Below are 10359 nucleotides of genomic sequence, written 5' to 3'. Positions count from 1 at the left end.
AACCCAGCCGTGAACGCTTGGCCCGGCTGCAGCGTTCGCCGGTGCTGCTACATCCGCGCCGCTACATGCTACAGCATGCGGAGCGAATGGACATGCTGCATCAGCGGCTGATCCGCGCGGCAGGCAATCGTGCGCGCTTAAACGCAGAAAAAAACGCCAGGATGCGTCAGGTACTTGAGCGTTTTAACCCGCGTGAACAAATTCGTTCGGCGCGCAAGCAGACAGATATGGCGCAGCGTCAGCTGGAGTCAGCGATACGTGCAATTACGAAAACGGGGCGGCAACAGCTGCACGCGGGCATTCGCCAACTGGATGCGCTGAGCCCACTCAAGGTCATGGCCCGAGGCTACAGCTTGGTATATGATGAGCATGAAAAACGGCTAATCAAGTCGCTCAAAGACGTACAGCCGGGAGATTCCATCAAGATTAAAGTGAGTGACGGGCAGTTGGACTGCCAAGTATGGGGAATGAAGGAGGACGCGAAGCACAGTGGCGAATGAAACGGAACTGAATTTTGAAGCGGCCATGGCCGCTCTTGAAGAAATTGTCGGGCAACTGGAGCACGGTGACGTTCCTCTGGAGCAAGCCATTGATTTGTTCCAGCGTGGCATGAAGCTATCTCAGCTTTGCAGTCAGAAGCTGGAACAGGTCGAACGTAAAATTGAAATGATCGTGGAAGAGGATGGAGATTTGCGCAAGAAGCCATTCGGTGGCGGATTGGATGAAAACGGTGGTGAAGGGGTTGAATAGAACGTCATTCAAGGAATATTTGACCAGGACTTCAGACGCGGTTTCGTCTGCGTTGACCGAGCAGTTTCCGGCCCATTGGAATATTCCCGCAGTTCTTCGAGAATCTATGAGTTATTCACTCACCGCAGGCGGAAAACGGCTGCGGCCTCTGCTTGTGATCGCGGCTGCCGAAGCGTTTGGCGGAAGCAGGGAGGCTGCGCTGCCGGTGGCATGTGCAGTAGAAATGGTACATACGTATTCTCTCATTCACGACGACTTGCCTGCTATGGATGATGATGATTACCGTCGGGGCAAGCTAACAAATCATAAGGTATACGGCGAAGCAGTTGCTATCCTTGCGGGAGACGCATTGCTGACCCATGCCTTTTACAGCGTTGTACAAGCAGGTCGGCTTCATGGCGTTTCACCTGATGCACTACTGTCCATCGTGGAGGAGCTGTCCGAAATGAGCGGAGCACGGGGCATGGTAGGTGGTCAGGTCGCGGATATGTCCGGCGAGCAGGGGTTGACAGGTATCGAGGAACTGGAGTATATCCATCTCCATAAAACCGCTGATTTGATCATTTTCTCTCTCTTGGCAGGTGGACGGATCGGCGGAGCGGACAACAATCAGTTAGAAGCGCTTCGCCAATTTGGACGCGATCTGGGTCTGGCTTTTCAAATTCAGGACGATATACTGGATCTTATAGGCGATGAGAGCAAAATGGGAAAAAAAACGCAAAGTGATGTTGAACAGGAAAAGGTGACCTATCCGTTTTTTATCGGTATGGAGGCGTCTCAGCAGCAAGTGGAGAAGCTCACGGCGTCAGCCAAAAAGGCTTTATTGGAAGGCGCTATACCGGATTCGTCGCGTTTGCTGGAGATTGCGGATTACTTGATGAAGCGTGATCATTAGTACGGTTAATTAATACGGTTAAAGCGGCTTTGACTTGTCTGCGTTTAAGCAAGGTCACAAAGTGTGATATAATATTTGTTAACTTTACAACATTAAACTTGAAGGAAAGCGGGGAGATATGCGTGCTGCTTCCACACATAAAGCAACCAGGCGATCTGAAATCACTGTCGGTTGAGGAGTTGGCTTCTCTAGCCGAGGAAATCAGGAGCTTTTTGATTGAGAAGCTGTCCGTGACTGGGGGGCATCTGGCATCGAATCTGGGAGTGGTTGAGCTCACAATCGCCCTGCATTACTGCTATAACAGTCCGAAGGACAAGATGATTTATGACGTTGGACATCAGGCCTACGTGCACAAAATATTGACAGGGCGAATGGATCGGTTTGATACTCTTCGTCAGCGTGATGGGCTTTGTGGTTTTATAAAAAGAAGCGAGAGCGAGCATGATGTCTGGGAAGCTGGTCATAGTAGCACGTCTCTGTCAGCGGCGATGGGAATGGCTTTGGCACGAGATTTGAAGGGCGAGGACAATAAAGTTATCGCGATGATCGGAGACGGAGCATTAACTGGAGGCATGGCCTTTGAAGCGCTGAACCATATTGGTCATGAACGTAAAAATTTGATGGTCATTCTGAATGACAATGAAATGTCAATAGCGCCGAATGTTGGAGCCATGCATAATTATTTGAGCAAAATCCGCTCGGATCGTCACTATTTGCGGGCGAAGGATGAGCTGGAAGTTTTGTTGAAAAAAATACCCGCAATAGGCGGTAAACTTGCCAAATCGGCTGGCCGTGTCAAGGACAGTCTTAAATATATGATGGTTCCAGGTGTACTGTTTGAGGAACTGGGTCTCACGTATCTCGGTCCGGTTGACGGACATGATTTGCCGAAGCTAATCGAAACCTTCCAGCAGGCCGATAATGTCACTGGTCCTGTGTTGGTGCATGTTGTAACAACAAAGGGTAAGGGCTATAAGCCTGCGGAGACAGATTCACACAAGTGGCACGGAATCAGTCCGTACAAAATAGAATCCGGTCAAGTACTCAAGGCTGTGGGCAACCCCATGTATACGGAAATATTTGGACGAACGCTGATTGAACTGGCTGAGCAGGACGAACGTATTATAGCGGTTACGCCTGCCATGCCTGGTGGTTCAGGCTTGGTACCGTTCAGTAAGGAGTTCCCTACACGGATGATTGACGTCGGCATTGCGGAGCAGCATGCCGCTACAATGTGTGCTGCGTTGGCAATGGAGGGATTGAAGCCGGTATTTGCGGTATACTCCACTTTTATGCAGCGTGCCTATGATCAAATTGTACATGACATTTGCCGTCATAATGCGAATGTAATGTTTGCAATTGACCGCGCAGGTTTTGTCGGGGCTGACGGGGAAACGCACCATGGCGTGTTCGATGTAGCATTTTTGCGTCATATCCCTAATCTTGTGCTTATGATGCCTAAGGATGAAAACGAGCTGCGCCATATGATGAAAACTGCGCTTGACTACGACGATGGCCCAATTGCTTATCGCTATCCGCGTGTTAATGTGGTGGGTGTCCCGTTGGATGCAGAACTGAAAGCTATACCTATCGGCAGTTGGGAGTTTTTGCGCAAAGGTGATGGTTACGCTGTAATTGCTTCTGGCCCGATGCTTCAGGTAGCGGCAGAGGCTGCAGAGGCGATGAAACGCGAAGGCTTGCAGGTGAGTGTCATTAATGCCCGTTTCCTCAAGCCTGTGGATGAGGATATGCTGCGTGAGCTGGCCCGTCAACATACGAAGCTGATCGTTTTGGAAGAAGCTTCTGAAGCGGGAAGTTTGGGTAGCGCCGTGCTGGAATTTTACGCCAAAGAAGAAGTTCAAAATGCTCAGGTGCGTCTTATGGGGATTCCCGATATGTTCGTGGAGCATGGCTCCATTAAAGAGCAGCGCGCTGAAGTGGGTCTCACCGTTGATGCCGTATGCCTCAAGCTCCGCCAATGGGCCGCTGAGCCGGCTTATGGCATGGGACAATCGGTATAAGGGGAACCTGGAGCGAAACGATAATCATTATAAAAAAAGTATGACAACAGCAGCTTGGCTGCCTAAAGGGAGATTAACATGTCTGTTCCGAAGGAACGCATTGATGTATTGCTTGTAGAACAAGGTTTTTTTGAAAGCCGTGAAAAAGCCAAGGCCGCTATTATGGCAGGCCTGGTGCTGGCAGACAGCGAGCGGATTGAGAAGGCGGGTATGAAGGTGCCGCGCGACAGCGAGCTTAAAGTTAAGGGATCGGTGCATCCGTATGTTAGCCGTGGAGGATTGAAGCTGGAAAAGGCCATTCGCCAATTTGCGCTGGACATGAACGGTAGAATAATGCTGGATATCGGCTCATCCACCGGTGGTTTTACGGATTGTGCGCTTCAGCATGGAGCAGAATACGTGTATGCAATTGACGTGGGCTATAATCAACTGGACTGGTCGCTTCGTAACGATGAACGGGTATGTGTCATGGAAAAAACGAATTTCAGGTATATGACACCTGCAGATTTGAGTGGTCCTGTTCCTAACTTTGCAAGCATTGACGTTTCTTTTATTTCGTTACGCATTATTTTGCCGCCATTGCTTGCATTGTTGAAACAACCTGCTGATATTGTAGCTCTGATTAAGCCGCAATTTGAAGCTGGCCGCGAAAAGGTCGGAAAATCCGGTGTAGTCCGTGATCCTGCTACGCATAAAGAAGTGCTGCAGACCATCCTGATGTTTGCGCAAGAGCTTGGTCTCTCGCTGCAAGATTTAGCCTATTCTCCTATTACGGGTGGAGAGGGCAATATTGAATTTTTGGCGCATTGGCATTTGGGCGAGGCTCCGGTTGCAGAATTACCGCTGGAGAAAATCGACTTTCATCCACTGATTGAACGTATCGTTCAGGAAGCAGGTCAGACTTTTAACAATGGTCCGTCGCGCAAGTAACATTCAGGGGTTCTCATGAGTTCGGTGAACTTAAGGGAACCCCTTTTTGGTGTGAGGGATTGATCAACGAACTTACGTTCGCCTATAATGAGAAGTATAGAGGAAAAGGAATTTTACGTCTTGTCCTAGAATATGTCCATGAGGTGATCGGTTCATGGACACGCGATATGATACGGTTATCATTGTTGTGATCGGGGTGATATTAGCAATATGGGCTTTATACAGCCTGCGTGCATGGTTAGAGGAGCCAGAACCACTTGTATTAAAGACAATACCGATTAATGAGGATTTGGACGAAGGGCCTGGCGTGGATTTACTTGAAAACGCGGGTTATGAAGTGGTGGGCGGAAAAATGAAAATACCGCTTGCTTTTAAAGTGAATGGAAATACCGTGTATAGTCGTTTGTTTATAGACTACGTGGCTGTACGAAACGGTTCGACATATATAGTTACAACGTCACGCCGGAAGAAACCAATGGAGTGGAGCGGCCCTGAATTGCGGGACAGGCTTTTACCGTATTTGCTACTCTATCCGGGTTGTGCGGGTGTATTGTACGTCGATACGGACGAGCAAAGGATTCGCCTTATTACATTAGTGGAAGACCTCGAAGAAGAGGAATATGAAGATTAATCCACAGGAGGATTATATGAAGGGTCAACGACATATCAAAATCAGGGAAATTATTTCACAACAGGAGATTGAGACACAGGACGAGTTGGTTGAAGCATTGCGCGAGGCTGGTTTTCAGGTGACTCAGGCCACTGTATCACGCGATATTAAGGAACTGCTGCTCATTAAGGTTCCAATGGATGATGGCAGATATAAATATTCTATGCCTTCAGATCAGCGGTATAATCCGGCGCAGAAGCTGAAACGTACGTTGGTTGACAATTTTCTGCATATTGATTATACAACGAACCTGATTGTAATGAAGTGCCTGCCTGGGACAGCCAATTCCATTGCTGCTTTACTGGACAATATTGAATGGCCTGAGGTTATGGGGACGATTAGCGGGGATGACACCATCTTGATTATTTGTCGGTCCGAAGAGAACAGTGAAGCGATCGTGAATCGTCTTATGGGCTACATTTCCTAATGGCATATCAGGCGTTTTAATTTGTACATCATGAGGTGAAAGAACAATGCTGGTCACTTTGTCTATACGAAATTTGGCAGTTGTAGAGGCTGTTGATGTTCATTTTTTTAAAGGTTTTCACGTCTTGAGTGGAGAAACCGGTGCTGGTAAGTCCATTATTATTGATGCACTTGGTCTGATTGCAGGCGGCAGGGGTTCTGCCGATCTTGTTCGCTACGGGTGTGATAAAGCGGAGATGGAAGCCTTATTTGAACTGCCGGCCAAACATCCAGTGTGGAATACGCTGGAGCAGCAAGGCATTAAAGCCAATTCGGAGGAGCATTTGCTGATCCGGCGCGAACTCACAGTCCAAGGGAAAAGCTCTTCACGAATTAACGGTCAGATGGTTAATTTAACAATGCTGCGTGAGGTAGGGGAGCAACTGGTTAATATCCACGGACAGCATGAACATCAAAGTCTGTTGCGTGCAGATCGTCATCTGGCGCTTTTGGATACGTTTGGGGATTCGGTTATTGGTCCGGTCAAAGCGATTTATCGAGAGCGCTACAATGCTTTTGTCAAAGCTGAAAAAGAAGTACGGGAATTGCAAAGCTCCAGTCAAAAGGCTTATCAGCTATTGGATATGTATCGATTTCAATTGGAAGAGATCGCTGCAGCGGAGCTAAAATTGGGAGAAGATGAATTATTGGCAGAAGAACGGGTCAAGCTATCCCATAGTGAGAAAATGATGGATGGGATATCAGGAGCCTACGAATTGTTAAACGGCCGAGGTGGACTGGACGTGATCAATGATGTGTTGTCCAGACTAAATGATGTCCAGAACTATGACAGCAAAAGTCTTCAGCCTATTGCTGAACAGATTCAATCTGCTTTTTACCAGTTGGAGGATGCGGCATTTCAATTACGTTCGTATCGTGAGGATATTGAATTTAATCCGGGCAAGCTGCATGATGTGGAGCAACGTTTGAATCAAATTACCGGTTTACAGCGAAAATATGGTGATAGTATCGAGCAGATTTTGGAATACTATAGCCGTATTGAGCAGGAAACCGACTTGCTGGAAAATAAGGATGAACGGCTGGAACAATTAATCGCGAAGCGGGACCAGTTGCTTGCAGATTTGCTGGAAATTGCGGAAGAGCTTACGGAAGCACGTGAAATTTGTGCGGAAGAGCTTGCAGAGCAAGTGGAGCAAGAGTTAAAAGACCTTCAAATGGAAAGAACGTCACTCAAAGTGCGTATTGATCCGATTGAAGATCCGCGAGGATATGAATATAAAGGACTACGTGTAAGACCTACCAAGCAGGGCATTGATAATGCGGAATTTCTTATTTCCCCCAATCCCGGTGAACCACTTCGTCCACTTGGTAAAATCGCTTCAGGCGGTGAATTGTCACGTATTATGTTGGCAATGAAGAGCATTTTTGCTCGTCATGATCAAATTCCGGTACTTATTTTTGACGAGGTGGATACCGGGGTAAGTGGTCGTGCGGCCCAATCTATTGCTGAGAAGCTGTATCGTTTGTCTTCTGTCTGTCAGGTGTTTTCCATTACTCATTTACCGCAGGTGGCATGCATGGCAGATCACCAGTATCTCATTGAGAAAAATGTTCATGATGGACGAACCATGACACAAATTGAGGGATTAACCGAAGAAGGGCGTGTCAAAGAATTGGCACGTATGCTGGGTGGAGTGGAGATTACCGAAAAAACATTGCATCACGCACAGGAAATGTTGAATTTGGCGGAAGGAAAGAAAGCCTGAAAAGAGCGGCTGGCGTAATGATTAACAGTTATAAAAGCCTGGGGGCAAGGTTACCTTATAGGTACGCAATTGGCGACCACCTTTACTCGTCAAGCGAAAGAAGCAAAGGGAGCGTGACAGCCATTGAATTTTTACTCCAGGATCAAATTGCTCGGTCTTTTGCTTGTTTTTCTTATGTGTTCTATCGGTAACGCTAAGTATGTGCATGCAGCGCTGCCTCCACATGCTTCTTTGGATTGGTTTGGTCCTAAAAGCACGAGGACGGCCCAAGAAAGCGTGATTCCGGATTTAAAGGTATACCCGGGAGGACAGACGATTGGGGTCAAGGTAAAATCATCAGGAGTGCTTGTCGTCGGCCATCATGTCATCCAGGAAAGTAATGATCGCAAGGTGTCACCTGGAGAGACAGCAGGAATTCGTCTAGGGGATCGCATTACGCATATGAACGGCAAGCCTTTGGATAGTCTGGCAAAGGTTGCGGAGGCTGTAGATGAAGCAGGCAAGAACAAGAAGCCGCTCGACATCACGCTTTGTCGTGGGGAGCAGACGATTTCCACCAAGCTAACACCAGCTTATGATTCAGATGATAAAGCTTGGCGATTGGGATTGTACATTAGAGATTCGGCTGCGGGCGTAGGTACATTAACTTTTTACGCACCAGATCAGGGTGTATACGGCGCTTTAGGGCACGTCATTACCGATATGAATACTCAAACTCCTATTGTCGTGGGAAGCGGAGAGATTGTACAATCCAATGTGACGTCAATTGCAAAAAGCCAAAGCGGGGAGCCTGGTGAAAAACGCGCTCATTTTCTCAAAGATCATCGGATATTAGGTAATATTGAACGTAATACGAACTTCGGAATTTTTGGGAAAATGTCCGATGAGCCGCAATATGGCTTGTATTCCAAACCCATTCCTGTGGCTCTTGCCAATGAAGTAAAGGAAGGACCCGCAGAAATATTGACCGTTTTGGAGGGACAGCAGATTCAACGGTTTCAGGCTGAAATTGTACACATTTCTCAGCAGGATAAGCCAGCAACCAAAGGACTTGTGATCCGTATTATAGATCCAAAGCTGCTGGAGAAGACTGGAGGAATCGTGCAAGGAATGAGCGGTAGTCCAATTATTCAAAATGGCAAGCTTATCGGGGCTGTGACACATGTATTCGTAAACGATCCGAAATCAGGCTACGGTTGTTTTATAGAATGGATGCTTCGTGATGCAGGAATCATGCAAAATAACGTGAGCATGACAACTAATCTTAAGGCGAGCTAGTGGCCTTAAGATTTTTTTGTCGAAAAGCCGGGAATTAGCTCATAATAACAAGATAAAGAATTAATTATAATGGAAACGATAAAAAAAATAAATAAAAATAATTTTCGACAGAAGGAATTCATAATTCGATGTCGAAATCATATACTCCGACAAGAAATATTTATATACTGTAAATAGAAATCCCAACGGAATAACACTCAATAAGGAGGAAGTACATTGCAAAAAATCGAGGTATTGTTGGCTGATGACAACCGGGAATTTACGAATTTGCTTGCTGAATATATTTCCGATCAGGAGGATATGGAAGTAACAGGAATCGCCTATAATGGTGAAGAAGTGCTTCAACGCATCGCAGAATCCCGCAACATACCTGATGTACTTATTTTAGATATAATTATGCCTCATCTGGATGGCCTTGGCGTACTGGAGCGTTTGAGAGAAATGAACCTGACTCCACAGCCGAAAATCATCATGCTGACTGCGTTCGGCCAAGAAAATATTACACAGAGAGCCGTACAGCTCGGGGCATCTTATTATATTTTAAAGCCGTTTGACATGGAAGTGCTTGCTAATCGTGTTCGCCAATTGGTGGGTCCACAGCTAGTCAGCAACAGTCCGGTGACCGTTTCATCCATTCGTTCCAATGTTGTGCCGATGGGGAAGACAAAAAATCTGGACGCCAGTATTACGGCTATCATTCATGAGATCGGTGTACCAGCTCATATTAAGGGCTATCAATATTTACGCGAAGCCATCACGATGGTATACAACAATATCGAAATTTTGGGTGCGATCACCAAAACATTATATCCAGCAATCGCCGAAAAATTCAAAACGACGGCATCTCGCGTAGAACGCGCCATTCGTCATGCCATCGAGGTAGCATGGACACGTGGCAATATCGACAGCATCTCACACCTGTTCGGGTACACGATTAATATCTCCAAATCGAAGCCAACCAACTCAGAGTTCATCGCGATGGTGGCAGATAAGCTGCGGATTGAGAATAAGGTGTCCTGACACTGATGAACTTCTAAATAACCGATCAACTAATACCACTCTTTATTGGGTCATTCAAGACCAGTAAAGAAGTGGTATTTTTAATAATCGATTTTGAATTTCCTCTGCCACCATATCAAGTATCCACTTGACGCAGGGCGAGTACAAGCTTGTAAACCAATAAGCACTAAACAACCTTGGATGGAAGTGGTTAACAAAACGAAGTAGATCAAAGAATTAAAAAAATGGATAAAAATTTAAGAAAAACATATTAGTTCCTTTTTACTATTGTAAATGGATTAGATAAATGTAATACTAGAATGGTAGCTGGCCAGCTTAAATACTATGCCCATAGGAGGCTCGGTTGTTGTGAAAAAAAGAATCGCCGCAATTCTATTGTTTATGTTTGCAATGTTCTCCACATTTAGTTCTGTAAGTGCAGCCGATGGAACCGTTCCGCTGTATCGTTACTACAACAACACTGAACATTTCTATACCACTAATTTTGATGAGCTTGGCAACGGTAGAAGTGGTTATAGTCTTGAAGGCATACAAGGTTACATTTTCCCACAACAGCAACCAGACACATTACCGCTATATAGATACTATAACGGTACAGATCAC

At 46.3% G+C, this 10359-nt stretch carries 10 protein-coding genes and 1 pseudogene; all 11 read left to right on the top strand.

Features of this window, described 5'->3' with window-relative positions:
• A partial coding sequence (locus L693_RS0109830; protein WP_025717121.1) for an exodeoxyribonuclease VII large subunit occupies window positions 1–500 on the top strand: 500 nt, incomplete at its 5' end.
• Window positions 490–750 (top strand): exodeoxyribonuclease VII small subunit, encoded by a 261-nt coding sequence (xseB, locus tag L693_RS0109825; RefSeq protein ID WP_007430920.1) that lies wholly within the window; start codon window positions 490–492, stop codon window positions 748–750. The genes L693_RS0109830 and xseB, both read left to right, overlap by 11 nt.
• Entirely contained in the window at window positions 722–1645 is a 924-nt protein-coding gene (locus L693_RS0109820; protein WP_025717120.1) for a polyprenyl synthetase family protein, read from the top strand. Before xseB ends, L693_RS0109820 begins: the two co-directional genes overlap by 29 nt.
• A 122-nt stretch (window positions 1646–1767) precedes the next feature.
• A complete protein-coding gene (gene dxs / locus L693_RS0109815) occupies window positions 1768–3666 on the top strand; it encodes a 1-deoxy-D-xylulose-5-phosphate synthase (protein WP_025717119.1) in 1899 nt (632 codons plus the stop codon).
• Window positions 3667–3744: 78 nt separating this feature from the next.
• Window positions 3745–4596, top strand: a complete 852-nt coding sequence (locus L693_RS0109810) for a TlyA family RNA methyltransferase (protein ID WP_025717118.1) — start codon at window positions 3745–3747, stop codon at window positions 4594–4596.
• A 154-nt stretch (window positions 4597–4750) separates the two neighbouring features.
• Window positions 4751–5227, top strand: coding sequence for a hypothetical protein (locus L693_RS0109805; protein WP_025717117.1), 477 nt, complete (start codon window positions 4751–4753; stop codon window positions 5225–5227).
• Window positions 5228–5243: 16 nt separating this feature from the next.
• Window positions 5244–5693, top strand: coding sequence for a transcriptional regulator AhrC/ArgR (gene ahrC / locus L693_RS0109800; RefSeq protein WP_025717116.1), 450 nt, complete (start codon window positions 5244–5246; stop codon window positions 5691–5693).
• A 46-nt stretch (window positions 5694–5739) separates the two neighbouring features.
• The gene (recN, locus tag L693_RS0109795; protein WP_025717115.1) at window positions 5740–7458 is read left to right on the top strand and encodes a DNA repair protein RecN; all 1719 of its coding nucleotides are present in this window, start codon (window positions 5740–5742) and stop codon (window positions 7456–7458) included.
• 123 nt (window positions 7459–7581) lie between these two features.
• On the top strand, window positions 7582–8736 hold the full coding sequence (gene spoIVB / locus L693_RS0109790) for a SpoIVB peptidase (protein WP_025717114.1): 1155 nt from the start codon (window positions 7582–7584) through the stop codon (window positions 8734–8736).
• 216 nt (window positions 8737–8952) lie between these two features.
• Entirely contained in the window at window positions 8953–9756 is an 804-nt protein-coding gene (gene spo0A / locus L693_RS0109785) for a sporulation transcription factor Spo0A (RefSeq protein ID WP_025717113.1), read from the top strand.
• A 348-nt stretch (window positions 9757–10104) separates the two neighbouring features.
• A pseudogene (locus tag L693_RS0109780) lies at window positions 10105–10359 on the top strand (hypothetical protein); the annotation flags it as partial.

It is taken from the genome of Paenibacillus sp. 1-18 (assembly GCF_000520755.1).
GTDB classification, from domain to species: Bacteria; Bacillota; Bacilli; order Paenibacillales; family Paenibacillaceae; genus Paenibacillus; species Paenibacillus brasilensis.
This window is presented reverse-complemented; position numbering and strand designations above follow the sequence as displayed.

Coding starts and splice junctions, on each gene's coding strand:
- L693_RS0109810 (WP_025717118.1), top strand. CDS start 3,745: ATGTCTGTTCCGAAGGAACGCATTGATGTATTGCTTGTAGAACAAGGT.
- ahrC (WP_025717116.1), top strand. CDS start 5,244: ATGAAGGGTCAACGACATATCAAAATCAGGGAAATTATTTCACAACAG.
- L693_RS0109805 (WP_025717117.1), top strand. CDS start 4,751: ATGGACACGCGATATGATACGGTTATCATTGTTGTGATCGGGGTGATA.
- L693_RS0109820 (WP_025717120.1), top strand. CDS start 722: ATGAAAACGGTGGTGAAGGGGTTGAATAGAACGTCATTCAAGGAATAT.
- recN (WP_025717115.1), top strand. CDS start 5,740: ATGCTGGTCACTTTGTCTATACGAAATTTGGCAGTTGTAGAGGCTGTT.